This is a genomic window from Polaromonas sp. Polasp52 (assembly GCF_059491565.1).
In genome coordinates this window covers 4,312,346-4,338,630 of sequence record NZ_CP168513.1, presented here as the reverse complement: position 1 = coordinate 4,338,630, position 26,285 = coordinate 4,312,346, and the positions used below count along the sequence as shown (strand labels likewise).

Genomic DNA, 26,285 nt, shown 5'->3' with positions numbered 1-26,285 from the left:
CCAGTATCGTAGGATTTGCTTTAAAAATTTCCGACTGCACGCCCAGTTTCAAGTATTTATGTATTTGGTTGTCATCGCCTGGATTTACGTTGTGCTCATGATGAGCGTTGCCGAAGCGACAAACAGCAACGGTACGGTCCTCGGGGCTGTGGTTACCTTTGTACTCTATGGACTGGGTCCTGTGGCATTGGTGGTTTACCTGATGGGCGCTCCCGCGCGCAGCAAGGCGCTCAAAAAACGCGCGGAGCAGGAACGCCTGCAGCAAACTGCAGCAAAGGATTCACCGCGCGAGAACGCTGCGGAAGAAGCACCGAAGGGCTGAGAACTGCGCGCCCATACGCCGGGTCGATCGCACCAAAAAGTGGCATACGCATGCGGCCGCACAGCGGATAAGGCAGCGCTTCAATCGCGCCAGATGCAGGCTGCCATGCGTCCCGTTGTGCCAAAGCCATTGCCGGCGGGGCCGGCATCGCGCCTGTGCGAGAAAAACCGCGAGGGATTGCGCACGGTGCACCAGGCATCGCTGCCGTCATTGCCGTAGATCCGGGTGATACCCAGCGCATGGAGACGCAGCCGCGCCAGGCCAGGCAGGTCGGCCAGGTATTTGCCCGAACCGGTGGGTTTGAACAGGCGGCCGGCTTCGGATTGCGCGGCTTCAAATGCGGCTTTGACTTCAGGGCCGACTTCAAAGGCCGAGGGCCCTATGCACGGGCCCAGCCATGCCACGGTGTCCGCATCGGCGCCCATCGCGGTATGCACCGATTCAAGAACGCCTCTTCCATTTTTGCCGCCCGCCAGTCCACGCCAGCCCGCATGCGCGGCAGCCACCGTCACACCATCCGCAATAGCCAACAAAACAGGAAGACAGTCGGCCACCATGATGGTGCAGGCGATGCCGGCTTCTTTCGTCACACACGCATCGGCCTGCAAGCCGTCGTCGGTAGCGGCGTCGAGCGCCAGCACTTCATTGCCATGCACCTGCTGCAGAAAAACCGCGCGGCCGCCCAGGGCCTGGCGCAACAAGGCGCGGTTGGCCGCGACCCTGGCCGGCAGGTCGCCGACATGGTCGCCCAGGTTCAGGCTGTCATAAGGCGCGGCCGACAGGCCGCCCGCCCGGGTGGTGAACACCGCACGCACACCGGCGGGTGCCGGCCAGTCGGGAATCAGCCAATCCGCATGCACAGGCAGATCAAGCCTCGTTGTCGGGGCAAGCCGAAGGCTGGGCCTTCTGGAAGGCCGGCAGCGCCATGCAGGCGTCAAACGCGGCCATGGTGCGCGGCAGGCCGTCAAAGCTCACATTAAAGCGCTTGGCATTGAAGATTTGCGGCACCAGGCAGCAGTCGGCCAGGGTGGGCGTGTTGCCGTAGCAATAGGTCGATGGCGGCAACTGCGCCAGCTGGCGTTCAAAGGCCTCCAGCCCTTCGCGGCACCAGTGCACATACCAGGCGTTTTTGGCCGCCTCGTCAAGCTTGAGCTCCTTGACCAGGTATTTGAGGATGCGCAGATTGTTGACGGGATGGATTTCACAGGCAATCGACTGGGCCAGCGCACGCACCTTGGCACGGCCCAGCGCGTCGGCCGGCAACAGGGCCGGCGTGGGGTGTTTTTCGTCCAGGTATTCGATGATGGCCATGGACTGCGAGAGTTTTTCACCGTCGACTTCGAGCAGCGGCACCAGGGTGTCGGCGGCCAGGGCGGCATACGGCGGCTGCTTGTGTTCGCCCTTGGCGATGTGCACGGGAATGTAGTCGTAGCTCAGGCCCTTGAGCTCCATCGCGATGCGTACACGAAACGACGACGATGAGCGGAAATAGTTGTGGAGTTTCATCTCTAAAGCATAAACGATGGCCCCCACGCTCGTCACTTCGTGAGCCTGCGGCATCTCGCTGCCCCTTTCATCACGAAAGGGGGCGCTGCGCCTGCGGCCCGGCAAAGCCGGTTCCGCGGCCCCGGCTGGATTGAATACCTCCTAGCCGTCGCACATCTCGTGTGGCTTCAAGCGCCCCCTGTGGCAGGGCAGGGCAATCGCCTGCGCGACTGACGCCGGGCCGCCCCGCCGCTACCATGCCTGCGAACCCCTCTCAACAGATACAGCGGAGACACCCCATGAGCGCCATCACCAGCCTGAGCAACCACCAGATTCGCCTGGCCAGCCGCCCCGTCGGCCTGCCCACACGCGACAACTGGAGCTTCACCACCGAACCCGTGGCCGAACCCGGCCCGGGCGGCGTGCTTGTCAAGACTTTGTACCTGTCGCTGGACCCGGCCATGCGCGGCTGGATGAACGACGCCAAGAGCTACATCCCGCCGGTGGAAATCGGCGCGGTGATGCGCGCCGGCGGCGTGGGCAAGGTGATCGCCTCGCAAAACCCGGCTTTTGCCGTGGGCGACTATGTGAATGCCGCGCTCGACGTGCAGGAGTACTGCCTGATCCCGGCCGACCAGGTCAAGCGCAGCGGCATGTTCAAGATAGACCCGCGCCTGGGCCTGACGTCCTGGCTCAATGTGCTGGGCCTGCCCGGCATGACGGGCTACTTCGGCCTGCTGGAAGTGGGCCTGCCCAAGGCCGGCGAAACCGTGGTGGTGTCGGGCGCGGCCGGCGCCGTGGGCCAGACCGTGGGCCAGATCGCCAAGCTCAAGGGCTGCCGCGTGATCGGCATCGCCGGCGGCAAGGCCAAGTGCGACTGGGTGGTCAAGGAGCTGGGCTTCGACGCCTGCATAGACTACAAAAACGGCGACGTGCGCGCCGGGCTCAAGGAGCACTGCCCCAAGGGCATAGACATCTACTTCGACAACGTGGGCGGGGAGATCCTGGACATGGTGCTGGCGCGCCTGGCGCGCGGCGCCCGCATCATCATCTGCGGCGCGATCAGCCAGTACAACAACACCACGCCGGTGAAGGGCCCGGCCAACTACCTGTCGCTGCTGGTGAACCGCGCCCGCATGGAAGGCATCGTGGTGTTTGACTATGCCGACCGCTACCACGTGGGCGTGGCCGAGATGGCAGGCTACCTCAAGGCCGGCACCATGAAAAGCAAGGAAGACGTGGTCGTCGGCCTGGATACCTTCCCCGAGACCCTGCTCAAGCTCTTTAACGGCGAAAACTTCGGCAAGCTGGTGCTGCAGGTGGCGAAAGAGTAGTTCTTACTTCCCGCCGCGCACCAGGCGCACCGCGGCGGAGGTGGCGCGCGGGGCTTCGCCGGCGCTGCCGTCGCTGAAACCGACAAAAGTGAAATAGCCGGGGCCGGTGCTGCTGGAAGTCCAGAAGCGGGCCACCGGCGTGGCGGGAAAGGCATTGGGATCTATCGCGGCCTTGTTTTCCTCCGCCTCACGCGCCGACACAATGCTGGAGAGTTCCTTGAGGATGGGCAGGCGCCATTCGGCCCCCGGTCCGGAAGCCGCCTTGGCGCGCGCGGCCGCATCGGGCTGGTTCAGGAAAGCCGCCTGACCGGTGCAGGTTTTGCCCTTGAAGACCATGCCTTCGGCGCAACGCTTCCAGATCAGGCCGGTGCGGCTGTCGGTGACTTCCTGGCCGTCGGCGGAGGGCGTGAAGCGATCCTGCGCCAGACTGGCGCCGGCCGATGACAGCAGCAACAAGGCAAATCCGAGGGTGCGGAACGGAAGGCGGTGCATAGTCATTCTCCATGGCCGGGAGCGGCCCCATATGGGAATGCTAGGCAAGTCCAGGGCCGGCAACCATAGGGAAAGCTATCTAGTGGCTTGTACCTAGCGGGTACTACCTAGGAGCCCGGGGGGCGGCAACGGGCAGTCACGGCAGGTAATCCGGCCCCACGCCGCCGGCATCGAGCACTTCCTGCGTGACTTGCTCCACCAGGAAATCCAGCAGCACGCGCACACGCGCCGGCAAGCGGCCGCCCCGGCCGACAAACACCGCATGGATGGGTTCGCGCTCGCCCGGGTTGAGGTCCTCGGCCACGGCCACCAGGCGGCCCGCGTCCAGGTCGCGGCGTATGTGGAACAGGGACATGCGGGCCAGGCCCGCGCCGGCGAGCACCAGGTGGCGCAGCGCCTCGCCGTCGCTCGCGCGTGCGTAGCCGGTGATGGGCAATTGCTGGATCTGGCCGTCCACGCGCACCGGCCAGTAATGCATATTGCGCTTGAAGGTGTGGGCCAGGCGCTGGTGCGCCTCCAAGTCTTGCAGCGTGCGCGGCGTGCCGTGGCGCGCCAGATAGGCCGGGCTGCCGACGATGTGCTGCGCCGTATCGCCCAGGTGCCGCGCCACCAGCTGGGACGAGGCGAGCGCGCCCCAGCGTATCGCCACGTCGGTGCGTTCGTCCAGCAGGTCGACCACGCGGTCGGTCAGCGTGATGTCCAGCGTGATGTCGGGATAGCGCTCGTGGAAGGCCGGCACCAGCGGCAGCAACAGGCAGTGCGCGGTCGGCATGCTGGCGTTGATGCTGACCCGCCCGCGCGGCATGGCGCCGGCGGCCGCGCCGCGCTCGGCCTCGTCCATGTCAGCCAGCACGCGCGTGCTTTGTTCGTAAAACGTCGTGCCCTCGGGCGTGAGCTGCAGCTTGCGGGTGGAGCGGTTGACCAGGCGCGTGCCCAGGCGCGCCTCCAGCCGGGTCACCAGCTTGCTGACGGCCGAAGGCGTCATGCACAGCTGGCGCGCGGCGGCGGAAAACCCGCCTTTGTCCACGACCTGGACAAAGGCCTCCATTTCGCCGGAGCGGTTGACGTCTATACGGGGCATGGTGGGGTGATTTTGACTGGATTATTGTGAATTGAATTCACAAATGATTGTCTCCAGGCCATTCTAGTCAAGATGCCGCTGCGTCTCCACACTAGCCGCATCCTCACTTTTCTGGCGACTTCCATGGCTGCGCAAAAATCACCTCCCTCACTTCCTCTAGGCCTGCTGGCCCTCACCGTCGGCTCCTTCGGCATAGGCACGACCGAGTTTGTCATCATGGGCCTGTTGCTGCAGGTCTCAGCCGACCTGGGCGTCAGCATCGCTTCGGCCGGGCTGCTGATTTCCGGCTACGCCCTGGGCGTGGCGGTGGGCGCGCCGGTGCTGACGCTGGCCACGCGCAAGCTGCCGCGCAAAACCGTGCTGCTGGCGCTGATGGCCATCTTCACGCTGGGCAACCTGGCCTGCGCGCTGGCGCCCGACTACGCCAGCCTGATGGCCGCGCGCGTGATCACCTCGCTGGCGCACGGCACTTTCTTCGGCGTGGGCTCCATCGTTGCCACCGGCCTGGTCGCGCCCGAGCGCAAGGCCTCGGCGATTGCCATCATGTTCAGCGGCCTGTCGCTGGCCACCCTGCTGGGCGTGCCGGCCGGCGCCTGGCTGGGCCTGCACCATGGCTGGCGCGCCACCTTCTGGGTGGTGGCGCTGATAGGCCTGCTGGCCTTCCTGGTGCTGGCGGTGTTTGTGCCGCGCAGCGCGGCACAAAACGGCGGCGCCTCGCTGCGCCAGGAACTGGCCGGGCTGGCCCGCCCGCAAGTCATGCTGGGCCTGTTGATGACGGTCTTCGGTTTTGCCGGCGTGTTCGCGATCTTCACCTACATCCAGCCCATCCTGACCCGGCTCACCGGCTTCAGCGAAGCCGCGGTGTCGCCCATCCTGCTGGTGTTCGGCGGCGGCATCTTTATCGGCAACCTGCTGGGCGGGCGCCTGGCCGACCGCGGCCTGCGCATGTCCCTGCTGGTCACGCTGGGCGCGACGGCGCTGGTGCTGGGCGCCATGGGTTTTGTGCTGCACTCGCCGGTGGCCACGGTGCTTTTCGTCGGCTTGTTGGGCGTGGCCTCTTTCGCCACGGTGGCGCCGCTGCAGATGCGTGTGCTGCAGCAAGCCCACGGCGCAGGCCAGAACCTGGCGGCCAGCCTCAACATAGGCGCTTTCAACGTGGGCAATGCGATGGGCGCCTGGCTGGGCGGCCTGGTCGTGAGCAGTACCTTCGGCCTGGGCGGCCTCAGCTGGCTGGCCGCGTTGATCACGCTCGCGGGCATCGCCGTCACGCTGTACAGCCTGTCGCGTGACAAGGCCGAACCGCAAGCCATTCCCGCCACCTGCTGAGCGGCATTGCCATGAGTACCTTGATGAAACTCCGCACCTTGAAGTCCGCCCTCTCCATCGCCTTGCTGTGCGCCGCGCTGGCTCCACCGGCGCAAGCGGCCGATGGCGCCTGGCTTCCAGGCTGGACGGCCAGCCCCCAGCCCATCTGGGCCGGCGATTTCGCCCTGCCCCTGGGGCTTCCGGCCAGCCTGGGTGACCAGACGGTGCGTCAGGTCGTGCGCGCCGGCGTGGGCGGCTCGCGCGTGCGCATTGTGCTGTCCAACGAATACGGCACGCAGCCCCTGCGGATAGGCGCAGCCTACATCGCGGCGGCAGGCGACGCCGCGGGCAGCACCCGCGGCCCCGGCCTGGCCTTGACCTTCGGGGGCCAGGCCACGGCCACCGTGCCGGCAGGCGCGCCCATCGTCAGCGATCCGGTCGCAATGGAGGTCGCAGCGCTGCAGCGCCTGGCCGTCAGCCTGTACTTTCCGCAAACCACGCCGGTCACGACCATCCACTGGGACGGCCTGCAGCCCGCGCAGATCGCGGCGGGCAATGTGGCCGGCGCAGCCAGCGTGAAAGCCGACAGCGTGGTGAACAGCCGCCTCTTCCTGAGCGCGGTGCTGGTGGAGGCTGCGCCCGGCACGCGCAGCGTGGTGGCCTTTGGCGATTCCATCACCGACGGCGCGGCCTCCACGCCGGGCAGCGACAGCCGCTGGCCCGACTTCCTCGCGCACCGCCTGGCCGGGCAAAAGGTGGCCGTACTCAATGCCGGCATCTCTGGCGGGCGGGTGCTCAAGAACCACATGGGGCCGAATGCGCTGGCGCGTTTTGAGCGCGACGTGCTGGGCCAGCCCGGCGTGGCCGGCGTGGTGCTGCTCATGGGCATCAACGACATCAGCTGGCCCGGCAGCACGTTTGAACCTGCGGAGCCGGCCACGCAGGCCGATGCGCTGATAGCCGGCTACCGGCAGCTGATCACCCGGGCCCGCAGCCGCGGCGTGCGCATCGCCGGCGCCACGCTGACACCGTTTGAAGGGGCATTGACCATGCCGGGCTCGCCGATCGCAAACTACTACAGCCCCGAGAAAGACGCGCTGCGCCAGCGTATCAATGCGTGGATACGCGGCAGCGGCGAATTCGACGCGGTGCTGGACTTTGATGCGGTGGTGCGCGACCCGCAAAACCCGCTCAGGCTATTGCCGGCCTACGACTCGGGCGACCACCTGCACCTGGGCGACGCCGGTAACAAGGCCGTCGCCGATTCGGTAGACCTCAAGCTGCTGCTGGGGAATTAACCGCCGACCACAAGGCGCAAACCCGGCAACACACTTTCGGTTTCGGCGCGCCGCTCCAGTGCCATGCGCATATTCATTTGCGCCACCTCGGTGTGTTCCACGGCCAGGGCCTGGGCACGCGCGCCCTCGCCGGCCTTGAGCGCCGCGAACAGCATGTGGTGCTGCCGGTGCGCGTAATGCATCCAGTCGCGGTCCTGCTCCAGCGTGGACTGCATGGGCAGCATGGCCGAGGCTGATGCGAACGGCAGTTTGTCGTTGAGTTCGACGGCGCGCTGCAAGGCGCGGTTGCCGCTGGCCTGCAGGATCAGCGCGTGGAAACGGTCGTTCATGGCCGCATAGGCCGCGTAGTTCTCATAACCCAGCGGGTTGGCTGCCAGCGCACGGTCGCCTTCGTCCAGGCAGGACTGCAAATCGAGCTGCAGCTGGCGCGACACGCCGTGCTCGGCCACCAGGCGCGCTGCCATGCCCTCAAGGTGGCCGCGCACCGCGATGGCGTCGGACACTTCGCGCGGCGTGAACTGGCGCACCAGGTATTTGCCGGTGTCGTTGGCCTCGACCAGCCCCTCCTGCTCCAGCGTGACCAGCGCGGCCCGCACCGGCGTGCGCGAGGCGCCCAGGCGCTCGGCCAGTTGCTGCTCGGCCAGCCGCTGGCCGGGCTCGAACTCGCCGCGCAGGATCAAGTCGCGCAACTGCATCAAAACGGTTTCTTGCAAGTTCATGGCAGCGAATGTACACTGAATTTTAAATTTGGGATACCGTTTTTAGATTTACCCTGCATGACAAGGCCCCGCCATGAACGCTGAACAAAACCAACTGCTGACCCGCATCACCGCCGGCACGCCCTGCGGCAAGCTGCTGCGCCAGTACTGGCAGCCCGCCGCGCTGGTCGACGAGTTCAACCCGGCGCTGGACCCACGCATGGCAATCCGCCCGGTCAAGGCGCTCAAGCTCTTCGGCCAGGACCTGGTGCTGTTCAAGGATGCCTCCGGCGCCTGGGGCCTGCTGGACCGCGACTGCGCGCACCGCGGCGCCGACCTGTCCTTCGGCCGGCGCGAAAGCCTGGAACAAGGCGGTGGCCTGCGCTGCCCTTTTCACGGCTGGAAGTTCGCGACCGACGGCCGCTGCCTGGAAACACCGGCCGAACCCACCGGCAGCAAGCTGTGCGAGCGCATACGCCAGCGCAGTTACCCCGTGATGGAAAAGGCCGGCGTGCTGTTTGCCTGGCTGGGCGACGAGGGCAGCACGCCGCCACCCTTCCCCGCGTTTGACTGCTTTACCGCGCCGGCCACGCACAGCTTTGCCTTCAAGGGCTTGTGGAACGCCAACTGGCTGCAGGCCTTTGAAGTGGGCATAGACCCGGCGCACCCATCCTTTTTGCACCGCTTTTTGCAGGACGACCCGCTGGAGCAAATCGGCGAGAACCCGGCCGGCAAACAGTTTCGCAGCGCCAGCGCCGGCAGCAAGGACGGCGAGCAGTGGCCGATGACGCGCATCATGCGCGAGTTCGCCCAGCCCGACATCAGCTTCGAGAACAAACCCTGGGGCATGCAGCTGACCGCGCTGCGCGCCATGACCGACAAGCTCACCCACGTGCGCGTGACCAACGCCATCTTTCCGGCCACCTTTGTGATCCCGCTGTCGGAGACCATGACCATCACCCAGATGCATGTGCCGGTGGACGACACCCACACCTACTGGTACACCTTCTTCACGAGTTTTGCCGGCCCGCTGGACCGCGAAAGCATGCGCGCGCAGCGCCAGCAGTTCATCGCCCTGCCCGACTACATCCCCAAGGCCGGCCGCCACAACAACTGGGGTTTTAATGCCGAGGAGCAGATGAGCACCACCTACCTGGGCATGGGCGAGGAAGACATCAATGTGCACGACCAGTGGGCCGTGGAAAGCATGGGCGCGATCCAGGACCGCACGCGCGAGCACCTGGCCACCTCCGACAAGGTCATCATGGCCAACCGGCGCGTGCTGCTCAAGGCGATTGAGACCGTGCAGAACGGCGGCGTGGCGCCCGGCATCGCCGATCCCGCGCAGGCCGCGATGATCACAGGCCCGGACACGGTGGACGGCATCGCCCCCGCCGGCGAATGGGCCCAGTGGTGGCAGCAAAATGCCCGCGCCAAACGCGAGGGCGCGCCCTGGCTGGACGCAAAAGCGCCCTCGACCGCTTCGGCCGACACTGCCACACAGCCATGAGCAGCTTCGCGGTGCAATGCGGCGTGCACGACGCCGCGCGGCAAGCCGCCCAGGCCGAGGCGCTGCGGCGCATCGAGGCCGGCGGCCTGGAGCTGGTGCGTTTTGCCTGGTGCGACCTGCACGGCATGCTGCGCGGCAAGACCTTGGTGGCGGCCGCCGCGGCGCAGGCCCTGACCGACGGCGTGGGCATGGTCAGCACGCTGCTGCTCAAGGACACGGCCGACCGCACCGCCTACAAGGTGTTCGAGGCCGGCGGCGCGGCGGGCCTGCCGGGTTTTGAATTCGGCGGCAATGTGATGCTGCTGGCCGATCCGGCCAGCCTCCAGCAACTGCCCTGGGCCGAAAAAACCGGCTGGCTGCAGTGCCAGCCCTGGTTTCCCGACGGCAGGCCGGTCGCACTCGACACGCGCCGCGTGCTGCAAAGCGCGCTGGCCAAGCTGGCCGAGGCCGGCTACGGCATGAAGTGCGGGCTGGAAATCGAATTCCATATCTACCGCATCAACGAGGGCGGGCTGAATCCGCAACTGGACCCCGAACTGGCCGGCTGGCCCGGCCTGCCGCCGCAGGTGAGCATGATCCACCCCGGCTACCACCTGCTGTCCGAGCAGTGGGCAGACATGGCGGAAGAGCCGCTGTGCATCGTGCAGCGCACGGCGCAGGCGCTGGGCCTGCCGCTGCTGTCGCTGGAAATCGAGCTCGGCCCCAGCCAGGTCGAGGCGGTGTTCGAGGCGACCGATGCGCTGGCGGCGGCCGACAACATGGTGCTGTTTCGCAGCGCGGTGAAACAGGCGCTGCGGCGCGCCGGCTACCACGCGACCTTTATGTGCCGCCCGCCCTTCCCCAACATCATGTCCAGCGGCTGGCATCTGCACCAGTCGCTGGTGGACCTGACAACCGGCGCCAACCTGTTCAAGCGCGCCAGCCCGGCCGCCGGCAGCGCGCCGGCCGACGCGCAATACACACTCTCGGAAACCGGCGAGCACTACCTGGCCGGGCTGCTGGCGCATGCGCGCGGCATGACGGCTTTTTGCACGCCCACCCTCAACGGCTTCGGGCGATTCCGGCCCAATGCGCTGGCGCCGCAAGCGATTTTGTGGGGCCGCGACAACCGCGGCGCCATGCTGCGTGTGGTCGGCCAGTGCAACGACAACAGCACGCGCATCGAAAACCGCCTGGGCGAGCCCGCCGCCAACCCCTATCTCTATCTGGCCTCGCAAATCCACGCCGGGCTGGACGGCATCACGCGCCGCCTCAAGGCCCCGCCGGCCACCGACGCGCCCTATGGCGGCAGCGCCGAGAAAATCCCCACCAGCCTGGGCGAAGCCCTGGAGGCGGTCAAAGCCGACGCCACACTGGTGGCGGGTTTTGGCGATACTTTCGTCAACGGCTTCACGCACATCAAACAGGCGGAAATCAGCCGCCACGACAGCGCCGAAGACAAGGACGACTGGCAGCGCCGCGAATACTTCAGCCGCATCTGACGGCATCACACTCACCCATGATCACGATTCATTTCATCGCGGCCGACGGCCGTGCCACCTCGGCGCAGGGCAAGCCCGGCAAAAGCCTGATGGAGGCTGCCGTGGCGGCCGGCATAGACGGCATCGCCGCCGACTGCGGCGGCCTGCTGACCTGCGCCACCTGCCATGTGCATGTCCAGGAGCCCTTCGCGTCCAGCCTGCCGCCGCCCGACGGCGAGGAACTGGGCATGCTGGAATTCACCGCCGCGCCGCGCACTGCCGCCAGCCGCCTGAGCTGCCAGATCAAGCTCACACCGGCGCTGGACGGGTTGACGGTACAGTTGCCGCTGACCCAATACTGAGCCAATACTGAGACATCGAAGCAAAGGAGTGTTTTTTCATGATTCTCGAACTCGCCGACATCCGCATCCACCCCGGCCAGCAGGCCGCTTTTGACGAAGCCATACAGCGCGGCCTGCGGGACGTGATTTCCAAGTCCAAGGGCTTCCAGGGTTTCAAAGTCAACAAAGGCATTGAAAGCCCCGAGCGCTACATCCTGCAGATATTCTGGGATACGCTGGAAAACCACACCATCGACTTCCGCCAGTCAGCGGCCTTTGCCGACTGGCGCGCCATCGTCGGGCCGTTTTTTGCCGGCCCGCCCACGGTGGAGCATTTCGACCTGCTCGCCAAGTCGGCTTGAGATTTCGCCGAATCCAATAAAAAACGGGGCTGAAAAGCCCCGTTTTTTATTGACGTGCCGGCTTAGCGGCCGTCGTTCTCGTGGCCGGTGACCAGCTTGGCCAGCAGCTGGTTGAACTGGACCCGCTCGTTCTCGTCCAGCGGGGCCAGGATGCGCTGTTGGGTCTTGCTGACGGCGCGTTTCATCTGCAGCGCGATTTTTTCGCCCTCGGGCGTGGTCCACAGCAGTTTGCGGCGCTTGTCGGCGGGGTCGGCTTCGCGCTTGACCCAGCCCTTGGCTTCCAGCCGCCCTATCACCGAGCCGAAGGTGGCGGGGTCGAAGGCCACCCGGCCCGACAGCGTGATCTGGTCTTCGCCGGGGTCGTCCATCAAGGCATTCAGGATGGCAAACTGCACCGGTGTGGCATCAAAACCGGCCGTCTCCTCCATGAAAATCGCCACCGCGAGCTGTTGCGCGCGGCGGATCAGGTGCCCGGGAGCTTCGCTGAAATTAAATGTTTTTGCCATGTGCGGAGTTTAACGGCCCACTTTGCAATTCAGGGTAACTACCAAGGCACCAAACGCCCTATTGATAAGTATACTTATCATAAAGGCGTCCGACCCAAGCCCTCCCTGGTTCAGCCTTCCACCCATCCTCCGACCTATGGCACACACATCCGCACTTCCTCTTCTCGTCTCGGGCGGCGGCATCGGCGGGCTGGCCGCGGCCATGGTGCTGGCCCAGGACGGCCACCGCGTGACTCTGTTCGAGCAGGCGGCGAGCTTCGGTGAAATCGGCGCGGGAATCCAGCTGGGCCCCAACATCTTCCGCATGTTCGACTACCTGGGCCTGACCGAGGCGATCAACCGCGTGGCCTTCTTCCCCGCCGGCCTGGGCATGAACGACGTGCGCACCGGCGAAAAAGTCGTGCGTGTGCCGCTGGGCGACCTGGCCCGCGCGACTTATGGCTTCCCCTACGGCGTGATTTACCGCGCCGACCTGCACCAGGTCTTCCTGGACGCCTGCCGCGCCCAGCCCGGCATCACCCTGCGCACCAGCGCCAAGGTGGAGTCCTTTGACCAGTCGGCGGACGGCGTGACGCTGCGGCTCGAAGGCGGCGAAACCGTGGAAGGCAGCGCGCTGATAGGCGCCGACGGCATGTGGAGCCGCATCCGCGAGGCCGTGGTCGGCGATGGCAAGCCCCGTGTGTCCGGCCACATCGCCTACCGCGCAGTGCTCAAACGCGAGGATGTCCCGGCCCATTTGTGGAGCGACGACGTGCTGCTCTGGGGCGGTGAAAAAACCCACCTGGTGCACTACCCGCTGCGCCGCGGCGAGCTGTTCAACCTGGTCGCGGTGTTCCACAGCAACAAATACGACGAAGGCTGGAACACCTTCGGCGACACAGCCGAGCTCAACGAGCGTTTCGCCGGAGCCTGCCCGCAGGTCAAGGAACTGCTGGGCAAGATAGAGACCTGGAAAATGTGGGTGCTGTGCGACCGCGAGCCGGTCAAGAACTGGACCGACAGGCGCGTGACTCTGCTCGGCGACGCCGCCCACCCCATGCTGCAGTACCTGGCCCAGGGCGCCGGCCAGGCCATAGAGGACGCGGTGGTCTTGCGCGAAGCGCTGCGCCATACCCGCGGCGACGTGGAAAAAGCGTTCCAGAAGTACCAGCAAAAGCGCTACCTGCGCACCGGCCGCGTGCAGCTGACCGCGCGTTTTTATGGCGATATCTACCATGCGGCCGGCGTACAGCGTGAACTTCGCAACCAGATGTTCCAGAGCGGCACCGAAAGCGCGGGCTTCGCGGGCCTGAAGTGGATGTACGACGGAATCGAGCCGTCAAAACTGTTCCAATGACACTTTTAAAGTTTCAGGGACTGTTGTGATGAAGCCTTTCGCCAGCGTGTATTCCACCGTGTTCTCCGCCGTGTTTCTGGCCGCCTGCGCGCAGTCCGCCGCGGCCGCGGCCCCCACCGCCTGGCCGACGAAGCCGGTGCGCATCATCGTGGGCTTTCCCGGCGGCTCCACACCCGACATGGCGGCCCGTACCCTGGCCGAACCACTGAGCCGCGCGCTGGGCCAGCCGGTGGTCATCGACAACAAACCCGGCGCATCGGGCAATATCGCGGCCGACCAGGTCGCCAAGGCCACGGACGACCACACGCTGGGCGTCGTCATCAACGGCAACCTGACCTCGGCCAAACTGCTGTATCCCAAGCTACCTTACGACCCCGCCAAAGATTTCACGCCCATCTCGCTGCTGGCCACCGCGCCGCTGGTGCTGGTGGCGCCCGCGAACGAGCCCGGCGGGGCCGACTTCTTCACCGCCGCGCGCCAGGGCGGCGCCCAGTGGAACTACGGCTCGGTCGGCAACGGCTCGGTCGCCCACCTGGGCATGGAGCTGCTCAAAAGCCGCGTGCCCGGCCTCACCCCCGTGCATGTGCCCTTTGCCGGCAACCCGCAGGTGGTCACCGCCATGCTGGGCGGCCAGATCCAGATGGCGCTGATCCCGCCCGGCGTGGCCATGCCGCATGTGCGCGCGGGCAAGCTCAAGGCCATAGGCCTGGCCGGCGGGCGCTCCTCGCTGGTGCCGGAGGTGCCGCCGCTGGCCGATGCCGGCGTGACCAAGGTCAACCTTGAAGTGTGGACGGCGCTGATAGGCCCGGCCAACCTCTCCAAAGCCGCGCAAGCGCGGCTGGCACAGGAAGTGCCGCGCATCATCCGCGACGCCGACACCCGGCAAAAACTGTTCAACCAGGGCTGGCAGGCCGTGGGCACCTCGCCCGACGGCCTTAAAAGCCGCGTGAAGGACGAGGCCGCCATCCTGGGCGGCATCATCCAGTCGCGCGGCATCAAACTTGAATAAGCCACCGAAAACAGCCATGTCCTCCATCACTGAACCCGCGCGCACCCTGCCCGTTTACGGGGAGTACGACGTCGTTGTCGTGGGTGGCGGTCCCGCCGGTCTGGCCGCCAGTGTCAGCGCGGCACGGCATGGTGCGCGCACCTTGCTGGTCGAGCGCTACGGCTTCCTGGGCGGCATGGGCACAGCCGGCGGTGTCACCAATTTCGCGGGCCTCTATGGCCGCAAGAATGGCGAAATGCGGCAGGTGGTGCGCGGCGTTGCCGACGAGCTGCTGCAGCGCATAGACACGCTGGGCGGCCTGAACGCGCCGCAGGACGGCATGCAGGGCCGCATACGCGTGCGATCCTACGACGTGTCGGCCTACAAATGCGCGGCCGACCAGCTGCTGGTGGCCGCCGGCGTGCACATCCTCTTTCATGCCTGGGCCGCGGCCGTGGTGATGGAGGGTGATCGCATCAGCGCCCTGGTGGTGGAGACCAAATCCGGCCGCCAGGCCATACGCGCCACGCGCTTTATCGACTGCTCGGGCGACGCCGACGTGGCGAACTTCGCGGGCGTGCCTTTCGAGCTCGGCGACGGCCACGGCAGCGCGCTGTTTCCCTCGACCATGTTCCGTGTCGGCCATGTCGATGCGCCGCGCGCGCTGGCGGCCGTGGGCGAGTTCAAGGCCATCAACACGCTGATGGCCGAGAGCCAGGCGCGCGAACCGGGCCGCTACAAGTTTCCGCGCGAGGGCGCCATCCTCAGGCCGCAGAAGAACCCGGCCGAATGGCGCGCCAACGTCACGCAGATCCGCAACGCCCAGGGCACGGCCATGGATGCCACCGACGCACGGCAACTGAGCGAGGGCGAACTCGAAGGCCGGCGCCAGATCACCGAATACTTCCGTTTCCTGCGCAATGAGGTACCGGGCTTCGCGGATTCCGCCATCGTGGACATCGCGCCCCAGGTCGGCATACGCGAGACGCGCCGCATCCAAGGCCTGTATGCGCTGAGCGGCGAAGACATCCTCTCCTCGGCCCGCTTTGACGACGCCATAGGCATCAACGCCTGGCCCATGGAGCTGCATGCCGACGGCCGCATCGACTGGCAGTTTCCGCGCAACGTCGACGCCGCGCAGGGCCGCGCCTACAACGAGCTGCCCTGGCGCATGCTGGTGCCCCAGGGCCTGGCCAACCTGCTGGTGGCCGGGCGCTGCGCCTCGATGACGCACGAGGGCCAGTCGGCCGCGCGCGCCAGCGGCGGCTGCTTTGTGATGGGCCAGGCGGCCGGCACGGCGGCGGCCGTGGCGGGCGCGGGCCTGAGTTTTGCAGAGACCGACGTGAGGCGGCTGCAGCAGTTGCTCACAAGGGACGGCGTGTATTTCGACAACGACGGCGATCTTTAACCAAAGAAGGACACCATCATGGACATGATGCCCCCTCCCGCCCACGGCCAGAGCGCAGTGCCGGGCGGCGCCGCGCGCAAGGCTTTTTATGAGGCCATTTCGGCGCACAGCATGACGCCGCTCTGGGAAGTGCTGCATGCGCTGGTGCCGCAGTCGCCGAACACGCCCTGCCGGCCGGCGCTGTGGAAATATGCCGACGTGCGTCCCTTCCTGATGCAGTCCGGCGAACTGATCACCGCCGAAGAAGCGGTGCGCCGCGTGCTGATCCTGGAAAACCCCGGCCTGCGCGGGCAATCCTGCATCACGCAGTCGCTCTACGCCGGCCTGCAGGTCATCCTGCCCGGTGAAATCGCACCCAGCCACCGCCACACGCAAAGCGCGCTGCGTTTTGTCGTCGAAGGCCACGGTGCTTTCACCGCCGTCGACGGCGAGCGCACGCTGATGAAACCCGGCGATTTCATCATCACCCCCAGTTGGACCTGGCACGACCACGGCCATGAAGGCCGCGTCGAATCCGACGCAGCGGTGGTCTGGCTGGACGGCCTGGACATTCCCATGCTGCGCTTTTTCGACGCGGGTTTTGCCGAGAACGGCGGCGCCAAACAGCAGGAAGTCACCAAGCCCCTGGGCATCAGCAGCCACCGCTACGGCGCCAACATGCTGCCGGTACGCTACGACGCGCCCTTCGGCCAGACCTCGCCCATCTTCAGCTATCCCTACGAGCGCACGCGCGACACCCTGCACCAGCTGGAAACCCATGGCGACATCGACGCCTGGGACGGCGTCAAGCTGCGTTATGTGAACCCCGCCACGGGCGGCTCGCCCATGCCCACCATGGCGACCTTCATGCAACGCCTGCCCGCCGGCTTTGCCGGCAAGCCCTGGCGCCAGACCGACGGCGCCGTGTTCAGCGTGGTCGAGGGCTCGGGCTCGGTCGACATCACGCAGGGCGGCGAAACCCGGACCTTTGAATTCGGCCCGCGCGACCATTTTGTGATTCCGTCGTGGCACACTGCGCAATTGCGTTCGGCGCAATCTTGTGTGCTGTTCAGTTTTTCAGACCGCCCGGTGCACCAGGCCCTGGGCATACACAGAGAAGAAAGGTTGTCATGAGTTTTGTCATCACCCCACCGGCCACGGTGTCCATCCCCGTCGTCGGCAGCAAAGAGCGGTTTCCCGTGCACCGCATTTACTGCGTGGGCCGCAACTACGAAGAGCACGCCAAGGAAATGGGCTTTACCGGCCGCGAGCCGCCCTTCTTCTTCCTGAAACCGGCCGACGCCATCGTCGCGGTGGACGCCGGCGGCACCGGCACCATCCCCTACCCGAGCCTGACCAAAAATCTGCACCATGAGATCGAGCTGGTCGTGGCCATAGGCACGGGCGGCAAAAACATCAAGGCCGCCGATGCGCACAAACACATCTACGGCTACGCCGTGGGCCTGGACATGACGCGCCGCGACCTGCAGGGCGAGATGAAAAAACAGGGCCGTCCCTGGTGCATAGGCAAGGCCTACGACCACTCCGCGCCCATAGGCCCGATCACGCCCGCGGCCCAGGCCGGCGACGTGAATCATGCCGAGCTGTACATCCAGGTCAACGGCACGGACCGCCAGCGCAGCAATGTGTCCAAGCTGATCTGGAACATCGCCGAAACCATTGAGCACCTGTCGACCGCCTGGGAGCTGCAGCCCGGCGATCTGATTTACACCGGCACGCCCGAAGGCGTGGCGGCGGTGGTCTCCGGCGACACCATGGTCGGCAGCGTGGCCGGCCTGGGCACGCTGACCATCAAGGTCGCATAAGCGCGCTTTTACCCATGTCCGCGCCCACACCACAGGCTGCGGCGACAAGCATGAACGGCCGCCTCGCGCGGCCGTTTTTCATGGCGGGCGGTTTGCGCGATGAACGCGCATCTGTTGTAATCACCGCGCAAATACCCCGGCCTCTTCGGGTAAGCCGCCTGCCCGGATGACGCCGCAATTCTGATAATCGGCCCATGCGGTCCGGGGACGTTCCCGAGATCCTGTCCTGCTTTTCGGAGACCCTTCTTGAAAATCCTGCAGTTCCTCGCAAAACTCTGCGCCGTGCTGGCCGGCGTGCTGCTCACGGCCATCACCTTGATGACCTGTGCCAGCCTGATAGGCCGCAACCTGCTGGGCGCCACACTGGTCGGCGACTTCGAGCTCACCGGCGTGGTGACCGGCGCGGCCATCGCGCTTTTCATGCCGTTTTGCCAGATCCAGCGCGGCAACATCATCGTGGACTTTTTCACGGCCAAACTCAGCCAGACGTCCAACGACAGGCTGGACCGTTTCGGCGCGGCGCTGCTGGGCATCCTCTTCGGCCTGCTGGCCTGGCGCACGGTGCTGGGGGGCCTCAACTCCTACACGACACATTCGGAAACCCAGATCCTGGGCTTTCCAGAGTGGACGGTGTACGCCGCCATGGTTCCGCCCTTCGTTCTGACCTGCGTGATCGGTTTTTACCAGGCCGTTTTCGGCTTCGGCGCCCCCCATGAAGCACACGACGCGCTGGACGAGCTGGAGGCGCACATATGAGCTCCATCACGCTTGCCCTGGTCATATTCGGCATCATGCTGGTCTTCATGGCCATCCGTGTGCCCATTGCGGTCGCCATGTTCGCCGCGGGCGCCATTGGCTACGTGATGCAAACCGGCTGGGGCCCGTTTTCCAGTTTCCTCAACTCCCAGGCCTTCGCGCGTTTTGCCAGCTATGACCTGTCGGTGATCCCGCTCTTCATCCTGATGGGGCATTTCGCGACGCAGGGCGGCATCAGCCGCGCGCTGTTCAGCTTCGCGGCCGGTGTGATGGGCCGCTTCAAGGGTGGGCTGGCCATGGCCTCCATCCTCGCGTGCGCTGCCTTCGGCGCCATCTGCGGGTCTTCGGTCGCCACGGCCGCCACCATCACCGGTGTGGCCCTGCCCGAGATGAAGCGCCACGGTTATTCGGGCCGGCTGTCCACGGGCACGCTGGCGGCCGGCGGCACCCTGGGCATTTTGATCCCGCCGTCCGTTCCGCTGGTGATTTACGCCATCCTCACCGAACAGAACATTGCCAAGCTGTTTGCCGCGGCCATGGTGCCGGGCATCATCGCGATGTTCGGCTACATGGTGGCCATTGCCATCTATGTGCGAATGGTTCCGGGGCAAGCACCCGAAGTAGACAACGACAGGCCACCGCTGACGCTGGCCTCCCTGCTGGGCATACTGCCCATCGCCATCATCTTCATGATCGTCTTCGGCGGCATCTATGGCGGCTGGTTCACGCCCACCGAAGGCGCGGCCGTGGGCGCGGCAGCCACCTTTGTGGCCGCCCTGCTCAAGCGCGAGATCACCTGGGCCAAGTTCAAGCTGTGTTTTTATGCCACCGCGGAAAGCTCGGCCATGATTTTCCTGATCTTCATAGGCGCCGACCTGATGAACTCCGCCCTGGCTTTGACCCAGGTGCCCAACCAGCTCGCCGGCGTGGTCGGCGGCTGGGGCCTGTCGCCCCTGATGGTCGTCACGGCCATCCTGCTGTTTTACGTGGTGCTGGGCGCGGTGATGGACGAGCTGTCCATGCTGCTGCTGACCATACCGATCTTTTTCCCCATGGTCATGGGCCTGGACTTCGGCATGGCCAAGGAATCCACCGCGATCTGGTTCGGCATCATGGTGCTGATGACGGTGGGCTTCGGCATGCTGGCGCCACCGGTGGGGCTGAACGTCTATGTGGTCAACGGGCTGGCGAAAGACGTGCCCATCAGCGAAAGCTACAAGGGTGTCATGCCCTTCCTCATCAGCGACACGATACGCACCACGGTGCTGCTGCTGTTCCCCAGCATATCGCTGTGGCTGGTGAAATACATCGGCTAGGGCTTTCACCGCTTCTCAAACCTGCTCGCTTGCCTTAAGTTATTCCCATTGCCCACAGGAGACACGCCATGATTCAAAGACGAACCCTTCTTAAAACCGGCGCCGCCGCGGCCCTGGGCACACCAGCCCTCTCCAGCCTGGCCCAGCAGGCCGTGACCCTGAAGTTCCACACCTTCATGTCGCCCTCCTCCAATGTCTGGCTGGCCATGCACAAGCCCTGGATGGAAAAAGTCGAAAAGGAATCGGGCGGCCGCATCAAATTTGAAGGCTACCCGGCCATGCAGCTGGGCGGCACGCCCGTGCAGCTCTATGACCAGGTCAAGGACGGCGTGGTCGACGTGGTCTGGACCTTGCCTGGCAACACCGCCGGGCGCTTTCCGCGCATCGAGGTGTTTGAGCTGCCTTTCATCATGTCCAATGCCGAAGCCACCTCCAAGGCCTATTGGGAATACGTGCAGACCGTCGCACCCGACGAGTTCAAGGACACCCAGGTGCTGGCGCTGCAGGTGCACGGCCCCGGCGTGATCCACACGGTGGACAAGCCCGTCAAATCGATCGCCGACATGCGCGGCCTCAAGCTGCGCGCACCAACCCGCCAGGTGACCAAACTCATGGGCGTGCTGGGCGCCACGCCGGTCGGCATGCCGCTGCCGCAGATTCCCGATGCGCTGAGCAAGGGCACCATCAACGGCTGCGTGATTCCCTGGGAGGTCGTGCCTTCGGTCAAGGTCAACGAACTCACCAAGTTCCATGCCGAGTTCGATCCCGCCGGCGGCAGCCTCTACACCACCACCTTTGTGATGGCGATGAACAAGGCGAAGTACAACTCGCTGGCACCCGACCTTAAAAAGGTCATCGACAACAATTCCGGCATGGCCACCTCGGCCTGGCTGGGCAAGGTGCAGCAGGGCAACGACGTGCCCGGCCGCAAGACCGCCAGCGACCGCGGCAACACGATTTACACCGTGAGCGCCGCCGAAGCCCAGGACTTCCGCCGCAAGTCGCGCACGGTGGAAGTCGAGTGGGTGGAAGACATGAACAAAAAGGGCTTCGACGGCAAGAAGCTGCTCGACACGGCGCGCAGCCTCATCGAAAAGCATACCAAGACGACCAAGGCCTGAGCCCCGTCGGCGTTTAGGCGCACACCCACAAAAACCGGGACAAGAGCCCGGTTTTTTTTATGGCCTTGAGCGCCCGGTCCACCGAGTCGCCCATCCGCGAGCAGGGGATTGCCGAAAACAGCGGGCGAAAAATCCGCCCAGCCCCTACATTCACACGCGTTTCGACAACATCCACAACACAGCAACAACTCAAGGGGAATTTCATGCCACGTCCTTTCACTTTCAAGCATCTCGCCCTCAGCGTCCTGCTGGCCGGCGCCGCGCTCAGCGCCATTGCCGCCGGTCCCATGGTCAAGACCCAGGCCCCGGGCTACTACCGCGTCATGCTCGGCGACTTTGAAGTCACCGCGCTGTCCGACGGCACTGTCAAGCTGCCCGTCAAGGACCTGCTGACCCGCACCACGCCGGCCAAGGTCGATGCGGCCCTGAAACGCGCCTTCCTGGACGACAAGGTGGAAACCTCGGTCAATGCCTACCTCATCAACACCGGCAGCAAGCTGGTGTTGATAGACACCGGTGCCGCGGGCCTCTTCGGCCCCACGCTGGGCAGCCTGCAGGCCAACCTCAAGGCGGCCGGCTACCAGCCCGAGCAAGTCGACGAAATCTACATCACCCATATGCACCCCGACCATGTGGGCGGCCTGGCGGCTGGGGGCGCTGTCGCCTTTCCCAACGCCATCGTGCGCGTGGACAAGGCCGACGCCGACTTCTGGCTCGACGAAGCCAAGATGAACGCGGCGCCCAAGGAGTCGCAGGGCTTCTTCCAGGGCGCAATGGCCTCCATCAAGCCCTACGCGGCGGCCGGCAAGCTCAAGACTTTCGAGGGCCGCACCGAGCTCGTGCCCGGCATCAGCGCGCAACCCACCCACGGCCACACGGCCGGCCACAGCGTGTATGTGGTGGAAAGCAAGGGCGAGAAGCTGGTGCTGTGGGGCGACCTGATGCATGTGGCGGCTGTCCAGTTCGACGATCCCGGCGTGACCATCAAGTTCGACAGCGATTCCGCACCGGCCGCCAAAGAGCGGGCCCTGGCCTATGCCGCAGCGGCCAAGGGCGGCTACCTGGTCGGCTCGGCCCACATCGCCTTCCCAGGCCTGGGCCATGTGCGCAAGGTGGCCGGCAAGTCCTACGCCTGGGTACCGCTCAACTACTCCTCGCTCAAATAGGCGAGCCCTGAGGGCGGCCGCGTGCCCGGGCGGTTTGGGCCGGGCACGAAGCCGCTACACTCATTTGATGCATCGCCTTCCCCTGAAACACTGCCGCGTCTGCGGCACCGCCGTGGCCTACAGGCTGCCGGATGACGGCGACACCAAGGAGCGCGCGGTCTGCCCGGCCTGCAATACCGTCCACTATGAAAACCCGCTGAATGTGGTCGGCACCGTGCCCACCTGGGGCGAGGACGGCGCGCAGGTGCTGCTCTGCAAGCGCAACATCGAACCGCGCTGGGGCAAGTGGACCTTGCCCGCCGGTTTTATGGAGCTGGGGGAAACCACCGCCGAGGGCGCGGCCCGCGAGACCGATGAAGAGGCCGGGGCGCAGTTTGAAATGCTGGGCCTTTTCACCGTGATGAACGTGGTGCGCGTCGGCCAGGTCCATCTGTTTTACCGGGCGCGGCTTTTGAGCACCGAGTTCAATCCCGGCCACGAAACCATAGAGGCGCGGCTGTTCACCGAAGCCGAAATTCCCTGGGATGAAATCGCCTTCAAGACGGTCAAGGAAACGCTGGAACGTTATTTTGAAGACAGGCGCAAGGGCGCCTTTGGCGTTCATACCGCCGACATCGCCTGAGCGCCGGCGGAGCGCGCAAGCCCGTGCCGGCAGACCCGGTAGAATTTCCCGCATACCCGCGAATCCCCCACAAGGCCTTCGCTTTCACCCGGCCCCGCGGCCAGGCTCTTTTCCCTGTCTCCCACACCCTCCCCGGAATCCATGTTCAATACCGCGATCTTTTTCCGCATTGCCGATGATTTTGTGTTGCCGCCCCTGGAGGCACTGGAAGAAATTTTCCAGTCCCACCGCTTTGTGCCCTGCGGCGCGACCGAGCCGGAGTCCAGCGGCTGGGTGCCGCCGCGCGGCAACAAAAGCACCGTGCTGCTCGAGAGCGTAGGCCGCTCGGTGATCGCGCGGCTGTGCACCGAGCGCCGGCCCGTGCCCTCCTCGGCCGTCAAGGCCGCGGTGGACGAACGCATTGAGAAGTACAAGGAAGAAACCGGCCGCGAGCGCGTGGGCGCCAAGATCAAAAAAGAGTTCAAGCAGGAAGCCATGCTGGACCTGTTGCCGCGCGCCTTCACCAAACGATCCACCACCACGCTGTGGATAGACCCGGTGAACAAATTCCTGGTGGTCGATTCCGGCAATCTCACGGGCGCCGACAAAGTGATCAGCTACCTGGTGGAGGCGCTCAGCGAAATCCCCGGCGCCCTGCCCGGCCTCAAGGCCAGCCCCATACAGACGCAGATGTCGGCCGCCGCCGCGATGTCGCACTGGCTGTCGACGCGCGAAGCGCCCTACAACTTCACCGTGGACCGCGACTGCGAACTCAAGACGCCCGACGACCAGAAAGCCACGGTGCGCTATTCGCGCCACACCCTGGACATCGACGAGGTAGCCCAGCACATCGCCGCCGGCAAGCTGCCCACACAGCTGGCCATGACCTGGAACGAGCGCGTGTCCTTTGTGCTCACCGAAACCGCGCAGCTCAAAAAACTCAAGCTGCTCGACGTGGTGCTGGACGGTGTGCAGGAAAGCGGCAAGGACGACGACGGTTTTGACACCGATGCGGCCATCATCACCGGCGAGCTGTCCTCGCTGATCCCCGACCTGCTGGATGCGCTGGGTGGTGAACTGGGCGAAGGCGAGGCCGCTCCCGGGCAGGCCACGGCGGCCGAACCGGTGCCCGAGCCGGCCTAAAACCGCACGCCGTCTTCCTCCAGGAGGCGCAGCATGCTGTCCAGGTGCGCCCGCGCACTCGCGGGGTCGCCCACCCGCATCTGCTCGTAGGCGCGCTGCGCCACCTCATGCGGAATGCCGCGCAGCGGCCGCCCTGTGCTCATGGCCTTGAGCTGGACTTCGGCGGCGCGCTCCAGGTAATACAGGTCATCCCAGGCTTCGGCCACCGTGGGACCGGTCACGATCACGCCGTGGTTCTTGAGAAACACCACGTCGGCGTCGCCCAGCGTGGCGCTGATGCGGTCGCCCTCGGAGTTGTCGAGCGCCAGGCCGTTGTAGTGCTCGTCAACCGCGACGCGCCCGTAGAACTTCAGCGCGGTCTGGCCCAGCCACAGCAGCGGCGGGCCTTCCAGCATGCTGAGCGCCGTGGCGTTGGGCATGTGGGTATGAAAGGCGACGCGCACGCGCGGCTGCAGGCGGTGCAGGCGCGCATGGATGAAAAACGCGGTCGCCTCGGGCTGGCCCTCGCCGTCCAGCACATTGCCGTCAAAGTCACAGACCAGCAGGCGCGACGCGGTGATTTCCCGGAAGGCATAACCGTAAGGGTTCACGAAGAACAGGCCTTCATGGCCCGGCACGAGCGCGGAGAAATGGTTGCAGATACCTTCTTCCAGGCCGAACCTGGCCGCGAGCTGGAAGCAGGCGGCCAGCTCCATGCGGGTTTGCCGGACGGCGGCTGAAGACAGGTCCAGACACCGGCTCTTTGCCGCAGGCGCCGCCACTGAAAGGGTATGGGCCATCTGAAAATCTCCTTGGTATTTACCAGCCGAGCTTCTGCAACAGGCCCGGCACCTGGTCCAGCGTGGACAGTGTTGCATCGGGCGTATAGTCCGGCAAGGGGGCCCTGACGCCGCGGTCTATCCACACGCATCGAAACCCGATGTCGCGCGCCGCCGCGTGGTCGAGGTGCGGGCTCGCGCAGATGTGCACGACGTCGTCCTTGCCGACCCCGAGTTCGGCATGGGCGTAGTCGAACAAGCGCCGGGCCGGCTTGTAGGCGCCGGCCTGCTGGGCCGTGATGACGCGATCTATGGTCCCGCCCAGTTGCGCCACATTGCCGGCGATGATGTCGTCGTCCGTGTTGGAAACGATGCAGAGCCTGAAGCCAAGCGCCTTGAGCCGCTTCAGCGTGGCGACGACCTCGGGAAAAGGCGGCATCGCGCCTATGCCGTCCGTCAGGATGCGGCCGTCGTCCGCGCCGCTGCGCAGGCCCAGCGCCTCGAGTGCCATGCGCAGCGACTGGCCGGAGACCTCGCGGAACGAACGGTGCGGCTTTTCCTGCTCAAGCTGGTGCTCGTAGCGGTCGTGTAGCGAGATCAGGCTTGCGGGATCGACATCGGGCGCGCCCTTGAACCGCAGGATTTTCCCGACTGCCGCTCGCAGGCCTTCGTCCCACTGGATCAGGGTTCCATAGCAATCAAAAGTGAGCCAGTCCGGCCGGGGTGTGTTTTCAAGTGTCATGTCGGGAACTATGCGATCCCAGCATGATATTTGCAAATTAAATTACTATCTTAGTATCAGTTGATTTATAAATAAGTAATCCATGCTGGATCTCGAACTCCTCAAAACCCTGGTCTGCGTCGTCGACGAGCGCAGCTTCACGCGGGCCGCTGAGCGCGTGCACCGCACCCAGTCCACCGTGAGCCAGCAAATCAGCAAGCTGGAAGACAACGTCGGCCGCGCCCTGCTGGTGCGTGACAGGACAGGCAAGCGCGTCAACCCCACCGAGCATGGCGAGATCCTCGCGGCCTATGCGCGCCGCCTGCTTACTATCGCCCAGGAGGCCGAAGACATGCTGTCAGCCCCCACGGTGCTGGCGCCGGTGCGCGTGGGCGTGCCCGAGGACTTCAACGCGCAGCGCATGTCGGCGATGCTGTCGGACTTCCTGGCCCTCAACCCGGGCGCACGACTGGACACCGTGAGCGGCATGAGCACCGACCTGCACCACAAGCTGCATTTGGGCGAGATCGACATCGCGCTGGTCAAGCGGGAACCCGGCAGCGGGGAATGCATCGCATCCTGGCCCGAATCCCTCGTGTGGGTCGCGGGAAAGACTGCCATGCCCAACAACGAAGAAGTGCAGCTGGCCGTGTTCCCGCAAGGCTGCGTTTACCGGCAGCGCGCCGTCCGGGCGCTGGACAAGATCGGCAAACGCTGGCGCGTGGTATTTGGCAGCCACAGCCTCACCGGCATACAGGCCGCCGTCGCGTCGGGCCTGGGCATCAGTGTGCTGCCGACGACGGCCGTCCTGCCGGGGCATCGCGCGCTGGGCGAGGCGGACGGGTTCCCGCCGTTGCCGGCCACCGAGCTGGCCTTGGTCTCTTCGCCCATGCCCCTGAACACTGCGCAACGCCAGCTGGTCGCATTTCTTGCCGACTCCATCGGAAAATAAACAAAACAGGCAACCGCGCG

Annotated in this window: 28 protein-coding genes; 20 read left to right on the top strand and 8 right to left on the bottom strand. The window is 65.5% G+C overall.

From position 1 onward, the window contains the following. Window positions 1–58: 58 nt before the first annotated feature. Window positions 59–322, top strand: coding sequence for a hypothetical protein (locus ACEN9P_RS20385; RefSeq protein ID WP_477662961.1), 264 nt, complete (start codon window positions 59–61; stop codon window positions 320–322). A gap of 80 nt (window positions 323–402) precedes the next feature. Here ACEN9P_RS20385 and pgeF read toward each other — a convergent pair whose 3' ends face one another. Beyond that, window positions 403–1,182 carry a peptidoglycan editing factor PgeF gene (gene pgeF / locus ACEN9P_RS20380; RefSeq protein WP_477662960.1) on the bottom strand — a complete coding sequence of 260 codons (780 nt, stop codon included), beginning with the start codon at window positions 1,180–1,182 and terminating at the stop codon, window positions 403–405. Window positions 1,183–1,189: 7 nt separating this feature from the next. Then, window positions 1,190–1,828, bottom strand: a complete 639-nt coding sequence (gene maiA / locus ACEN9P_RS20375; RefSeq protein ID WP_477662959.1) for a maleylacetoacetate isomerase — start codon at window positions 1,826–1,828, stop codon at window positions 1,190–1,192. Between the two features lie 278 nt (window positions 1,829–2,106). Here maiA and ACEN9P_RS20370 point away from each other — a divergent pair, with 278 nt between their 5' ends. Continuing rightward, a complete protein-coding gene (locus ACEN9P_RS20370) occupies window positions 2,107–3,141 on the top strand; it encodes an NADP-dependent oxidoreductase (protein ID WP_074575281.1) in 1,035 nt (344 codons plus the stop codon). 3 nt (window positions 3,142–3,144) lie between these two features. Here ACEN9P_RS20370 and ACEN9P_RS20365 read toward each other — a convergent pair whose 3' ends face one another. Both ACEN9P_RS20365 and ACEN9P_RS20360 read right to left on the bottom strand, forming a co-directional pair. Beyond that, entirely contained in the window at window positions 3,145–3,633 is a 489-nt protein-coding gene (locus ACEN9P_RS20365; protein ID WP_477662958.1) for an Lcl C-terminal domain-containing protein, read from the bottom strand. 136 nt (window positions 3,634–3,769) lie between these two features. Beyond that, on the bottom strand, window positions 3,770–4,714 hold the full coding sequence (locus ACEN9P_RS20360) for a LysR substrate-binding domain-containing protein (protein ID WP_495620303.1): 945 nt from the start codon (window positions 4,712–4,714) through the stop codon (window positions 3,770–3,772). 123 nt (window positions 4,715–4,837) lie between these two features. On the opposite strand from ACEN9P_RS20360, the gene ACEN9P_RS20355 reads away from it, so the two are divergent. Next, window positions 4,838–6,040 (top strand): MFS transporter, encoded by a 1,203-nt coding sequence (locus ACEN9P_RS20355; protein ID WP_495620302.1) that lies wholly within the window; start codon window positions 4,838–4,840, stop codon window positions 6,038–6,040. A 23-nt stretch (window positions 6,041–6,063) separates the two neighbouring features. Continuing rightward, window positions 6,064–7,317, top strand: a complete 1,254-nt coding sequence (locus ACEN9P_RS20350) for an SGNH/GDSL hydrolase family protein (RefSeq protein ID WP_495620301.1) — start codon at window positions 6,064–6,066, stop codon at window positions 7,315–7,317. Here the strand turns inward: ACEN9P_RS20350 and ACEN9P_RS20345 are convergent. Beyond that, window positions 7,314–8,036 carry a GntR family transcriptional regulator gene (locus tag ACEN9P_RS20345; protein ID WP_477662954.1) on the bottom strand — a complete coding sequence of 241 codons (723 nt, stop codon included), beginning with the start codon at window positions 8,034–8,036 and terminating at the stop codon, window positions 7,314–7,316. The two genes, ACEN9P_RS20350 and ACEN9P_RS20345, sit on opposite strands and share 4 nt — an antisense overlap. 73 nt (window positions 8,037–8,109) lie before the next feature. Here ACEN9P_RS20345 and ACEN9P_RS20340 point away from each other — a divergent pair, with 73 nt between their 5' ends. From ACEN9P_RS20340 to ACEN9P_RS20325, 4 genes are read left to right on the top strand one after another with little or no spacing between them, the layout of a single operon-like run. Further along, window positions 8,110–9,525 (top strand): Rieske 2Fe-2S domain-containing protein, encoded by a 1,416-nt coding sequence (locus ACEN9P_RS20340; protein ID WP_477662953.1) that lies wholly within the window; start codon window positions 8,110–8,112, stop codon window positions 9,523–9,525. Further along, the gene (locus ACEN9P_RS20335; RefSeq protein ID WP_495620300.1) at window positions 9,522–11,006 is read left to right on the top strand and encodes a glutamine synthetase family protein; all 1,485 of its coding nucleotides are present in this window, start codon (window positions 9,522–9,524) and stop codon (window positions 11,004–11,006) included. The genes ACEN9P_RS20340 and ACEN9P_RS20335 overlap by 4 nt, the downstream gene beginning before the upstream one ends. A gap of 17 nt (window positions 11,007–11,023) precedes the next feature. Next, window positions 11,024–11,347, top strand: a complete 324-nt coding sequence (locus ACEN9P_RS20330) for a 2Fe-2S iron-sulfur cluster-binding protein (RefSeq protein ID WP_477662951.1) — start codon at window positions 11,024–11,026, stop codon at window positions 11,345–11,347. Between the two features lie 38 nt (window positions 11,348–11,385). Beyond that, on the top strand, window positions 11,386–11,688 hold the full coding sequence (locus ACEN9P_RS20325; RefSeq protein WP_495620299.1) for an antibiotic biosynthesis monooxygenase family protein: 303 nt from the start codon (window positions 11,386–11,388) through the stop codon (window positions 11,686–11,688). A 62-nt stretch (window positions 11,689–11,750) separates the two neighbouring features. On the opposite strand, the gene ACEN9P_RS20320 is transcribed toward ACEN9P_RS20325, so the two are convergent. Continuing rightward, the gene (locus ACEN9P_RS20320; protein WP_007870786.1) at window positions 11,751–12,194 is read right to left on the bottom strand and encodes a MarR family winged helix-turn-helix transcriptional regulator; all 444 of its coding nucleotides are present in this window, start codon (window positions 12,192–12,194) and stop codon (window positions 11,751–11,753) included. Window positions 12,195–12,330: 136 nt separating this feature from the next. Between ACEN9P_RS20320 and ACEN9P_RS20315 the strand changes: the two genes are divergently transcribed. The 11 genes from ACEN9P_RS20315 (at window position 12,331) to ACEN9P_RS20265 (ending at window position 23,834) form a co-directional block, all read left to right on the top strand. Further along, window positions 12,331–13,530: a 3-hydroxybenzoate 6-monooxygenase gene (locus ACEN9P_RS20315; protein ID WP_495620298.1), complete on the top strand. Its 1,200-nt coding sequence runs from the start codon at window positions 12,331–12,333 to the stop codon at window positions 13,528–13,530. 28 nt (window positions 13,531–13,558) lie between these two features. Next, window positions 13,559–14,539 carry a Bug family tripartite tricarboxylate transporter substrate binding protein gene (locus ACEN9P_RS20310; RefSeq protein ID WP_477662948.1) on the top strand — a complete coding sequence of 327 codons (981 nt, stop codon included), beginning with the start codon at window positions 13,559–13,561 and terminating at the stop codon, window positions 14,537–14,539. A 16-nt stretch (window positions 14,540–14,555) separates the two neighbouring features. After that, a complete protein-coding gene (locus tag ACEN9P_RS20305; RefSeq protein WP_495620297.1) occupies window positions 14,556–15,926 on the top strand; it encodes an FAD-dependent oxidoreductase in 1,371 nt (456 codons plus the stop codon). Between the two features lie 18 nt (window positions 15,927–15,944). Next, the gene (gene gtdA / locus ACEN9P_RS20300) at window positions 15,945–17,039 is read left to right on the top strand and encodes a gentisate 1,2-dioxygenase (RefSeq protein WP_477662946.1); all 1,095 of its coding nucleotides are present in this window, start codon (window positions 15,945–15,947) and stop codon (window positions 17,037–17,039) included. After that, entirely contained in the window at window positions 17,036–17,731 is a 696-nt protein-coding gene (locus tag ACEN9P_RS20295; RefSeq protein ID WP_495620296.1) for a fumarylacetoacetate hydrolase family protein, read from the top strand. Before gtdA ends, ACEN9P_RS20295 begins: the two co-directional genes overlap by 4 nt. 246 nt (window positions 17,732–17,977) lie before the next feature. Beyond that, window positions 17,978–18,487 carry a TRAP transporter small permease gene (locus ACEN9P_RS20290; RefSeq protein ID WP_477662944.1) on the top strand — a complete coding sequence of 170 codons (510 nt, stop codon included), beginning with the start codon at window positions 17,978–17,980 and terminating at the stop codon, window positions 18,485–18,487. Next, the gene (locus ACEN9P_RS20285; protein WP_495620295.1) at window positions 18,484–19,803 is read left to right on the top strand and encodes a TRAP transporter large permease; all 1,320 of its coding nucleotides are present in this window, start codon (window positions 18,484–18,486) and stop codon (window positions 19,801–19,803) included. The genes ACEN9P_RS20290 and ACEN9P_RS20285 overlap by 4 nt, the downstream gene beginning before the upstream one ends. Window positions 19,804–19,871: 68 nt before the next feature. After that, window positions 19,872–20,924, top strand: a complete 1,053-nt coding sequence (locus tag ACEN9P_RS20280; protein WP_495620294.1) for a TRAP transporter substrate-binding protein — start codon at window positions 19,872–19,874, stop codon at window positions 20,922–20,924. A gap of 203 nt (window positions 20,925–21,127) precedes the next feature. Then, window positions 21,128–22,090 carry an MBL fold metallo-hydrolase gene (locus tag ACEN9P_RS20275; protein ID WP_495620293.1) on the top strand — a complete coding sequence of 321 codons (963 nt, stop codon included), beginning with the start codon at window positions 21,128–21,130 and terminating at the stop codon, window positions 22,088–22,090. A 67-nt stretch (window positions 22,091–22,157) separates the two neighbouring features. Then, a complete protein-coding gene (locus ACEN9P_RS20270; protein WP_477663738.1) occupies window positions 22,158–22,712 on the top strand; it encodes an NUDIX hydrolase in 555 nt (184 codons plus the stop codon). A 141-nt stretch (window positions 22,713–22,853) separates the two neighbouring features. Beyond that, window positions 22,854–23,834: a recombination-associated protein RdgC gene (locus ACEN9P_RS20265; protein ID WP_477663739.1), complete on the top strand. Its 981-nt coding sequence runs from the start codon at window positions 22,854–22,856 to the stop codon at window positions 23,832–23,834. Here ACEN9P_RS20265 and ACEN9P_RS20260 read toward each other — a convergent pair. Continuing rightward, on the bottom strand, window positions 23,831–24,613 hold the full coding sequence (locus tag ACEN9P_RS20260; protein WP_495620292.1) for an aldolase: 783 nt from the start codon (window positions 24,611–24,613) through the stop codon (window positions 23,831–23,833). The two genes, ACEN9P_RS20265 and ACEN9P_RS20260, sit on opposite strands and share 4 nt — an antisense overlap. Before the next feature lie 19 nt (window positions 24,614–24,632). Next, window positions 24,633–25,334 (bottom strand): HAD-IA family hydrolase, encoded by a 702-nt coding sequence (locus ACEN9P_RS20255; protein ID WP_477701000.1) that lies wholly within the window; start codon window positions 25,332–25,334, stop codon window positions 24,633–24,635. Between the two features lie 82 nt (window positions 25,335–25,416). Here ACEN9P_RS20255 and ACEN9P_RS20250 point away from each other — a divergent pair, with 82 nt between their 5' ends. Next, on the top strand, window positions 25,417–26,265 hold the full coding sequence (locus ACEN9P_RS20250; RefSeq protein WP_495620291.1) for a LysR family transcriptional regulator: 849 nt from the start codon (window positions 25,417–25,419) through the stop codon (window positions 26,263–26,265). Window positions 26,266–26,285 lie beyond the last annotated feature (20 nt).

What these genes read in the sequence shown, in the direction of transcription:
- ACEN9P_RS20280 (WP_495620294.1), top strand. Translation starts at nt 19,872, where the DNA reads ATGATTCAAAGACGAACCCTTCTTAAAACCGGCGCCGCCGCGGCCCTG.
- ACEN9P_RS20265 (WP_477663739.1), top strand. Translation starts at nt 22,854, where the DNA reads ATGTTCAATACCGCGATCTTTTTCCGCATTGCCGATGATTTTGTGTTG.
- ACEN9P_RS20310 (WP_477662948.1), top strand. Translation starts at nt 13,559, where the DNA reads ATGAAGCCTTTCGCCAGCGTGTATTCCACCGTGTTCTCCGCCGTGTTT.
- ACEN9P_RS20345 (WP_477662954.1), bottom strand. Translation starts at nt 8,036, where the DNA reads ATGAACTTGCAAGAAACCGTTTTGATGCAGTTGCGCGACTTGATCCTG.
- ACEN9P_RS20260 (WP_495620292.1), bottom strand. Translation starts at nt 24,613, where the DNA reads ATGGCCCATACCCTTTCAGTGGCGGCGCCTGCGGCAAAGAGCCGGTGT.
- ACEN9P_RS20385 (WP_477662961.1), top strand. Translation starts at nt 59, where the DNA reads ATGTATTTGGTTGTCATCGCCTGGATTTACGTTGTGCTCATGATGAGC.
- ACEN9P_RS20325 (WP_495620299.1), top strand. Translation starts at nt 11,386, where the DNA reads ATGATTCTCGAACTCGCCGACATCCGCATCCACCCCGGCCAGCAGGCC.
- ACEN9P_RS20340 (WP_477662953.1), top strand. Translation starts at nt 8,110, where the DNA reads ATGAACGCTGAACAAAACCAACTGCTGACCCGCATCACCGCCGGCACG.
- ACEN9P_RS20370 (WP_074575281.1), top strand. Translation starts at nt 2,107, where the DNA reads ATGAGCGCCATCACCAGCCTGAGCAACCACCAGATTCGCCTGGCCAGC.
- ACEN9P_RS20315 (WP_495620298.1), top strand. Translation starts at nt 12,331, where the DNA reads ATGGCACACACATCCGCACTTCCTCTTCTCGTCTCGGGCGGCGGCATC.
- ACEN9P_RS20275 (WP_495620293.1), top strand. Translation starts at nt 21,128, where the DNA reads ATGCCACGTCCTTTCACTTTCAAGCATCTCGCCCTCAGCGTCCTGCTG.
- ACEN9P_RS20365 (WP_477662958.1), bottom strand. Translation starts at nt 3,633, where the DNA reads ATGCACCGCCTTCCGTTCCGCACCCTCGGATTTGCCTTGTTGCTGCTG.
- ACEN9P_RS20255 (WP_477701000.1), bottom strand. Translation starts at nt 25,334, where the DNA reads ATGACACTTGAAAACACACCCCGGCCGGACTGGCTCACTTTTGATTGC.
- ACEN9P_RS20360 (WP_495620303.1), bottom strand. Translation starts at nt 4,714, where the DNA reads ATGCCCCGTATAGACGTCAACCGCTCCGGCGAAATGGAGGCCTTTGTC.
- ACEN9P_RS20270 (WP_477663738.1), top strand. Translation starts at nt 22,158, where the DNA reads ATGCATCGCCTTCCCCTGAAACACTGCCGCGTCTGCGGCACCGCCGTG.
- ACEN9P_RS20285 (WP_495620295.1), top strand. Translation starts at nt 18,484, where the DNA reads ATGAGCTCCATCACGCTTGCCCTGGTCATATTCGGCATCATGCTGGTC.
- ACEN9P_RS20330 (WP_477662951.1), top strand. Translation starts at nt 11,024, where the DNA reads ATGATCACGATTCATTTCATCGCGGCCGACGGCCGTGCCACCTCGGCG.
- gtdA (WP_477662946.1), top strand. Translation starts at nt 15,945, where the DNA reads ATGGACATGATGCCCCCTCCCGCCCACGGCCAGAGCGCAGTGCCGGGC.
- ACEN9P_RS20355 (WP_495620302.1), top strand. Translation starts at nt 4,838, where the DNA reads ATGGCTGCGCAAAAATCACCTCCCTCACTTCCTCTAGGCCTGCTGGCC.
- ACEN9P_RS20250 (WP_495620291.1), top strand. Translation starts at nt 25,417, where the DNA reads ATGCTGGATCTCGAACTCCTCAAAACCCTGGTCTGCGTCGTCGACGAG.
- ACEN9P_RS20350 (WP_495620301.1), top strand. Translation starts at nt 6,064, where the DNA reads ATGAAACTCCGCACCTTGAAGTCCGCCCTCTCCATCGCCTTGCTGTGC.
- ACEN9P_RS20320 (WP_007870786.1), bottom strand. Translation starts at nt 12,194, where the DNA reads ATGGCAAAAACATTTAATTTCAGCGAAGCTCCCGGGCACCTGATCCGC.
- ACEN9P_RS20295 (WP_495620296.1), top strand. Translation starts at nt 17,036, where the DNA reads ATGAGTTTTGTCATCACCCCACCGGCCACGGTGTCCATCCCCGTCGTC.
- ACEN9P_RS20305 (WP_495620297.1), top strand. Translation starts at nt 14,556, where the DNA reads ATGTCCTCCATCACTGAACCCGCGCGCACCCTGCCCGTTTACGGGGAG.
- maiA (WP_477662959.1), bottom strand. Translation starts at nt 1,828, where the DNA reads ATGAAACTCCACAACTATTTCCGCTCATCGTCGTCGTTTCGTGTACGC.
- ACEN9P_RS20335 (WP_495620300.1), top strand. Translation starts at nt 9,522, where the DNA reads ATGAGCAGCTTCGCGGTGCAATGCGGCGTGCACGACGCCGCGCGGCAA.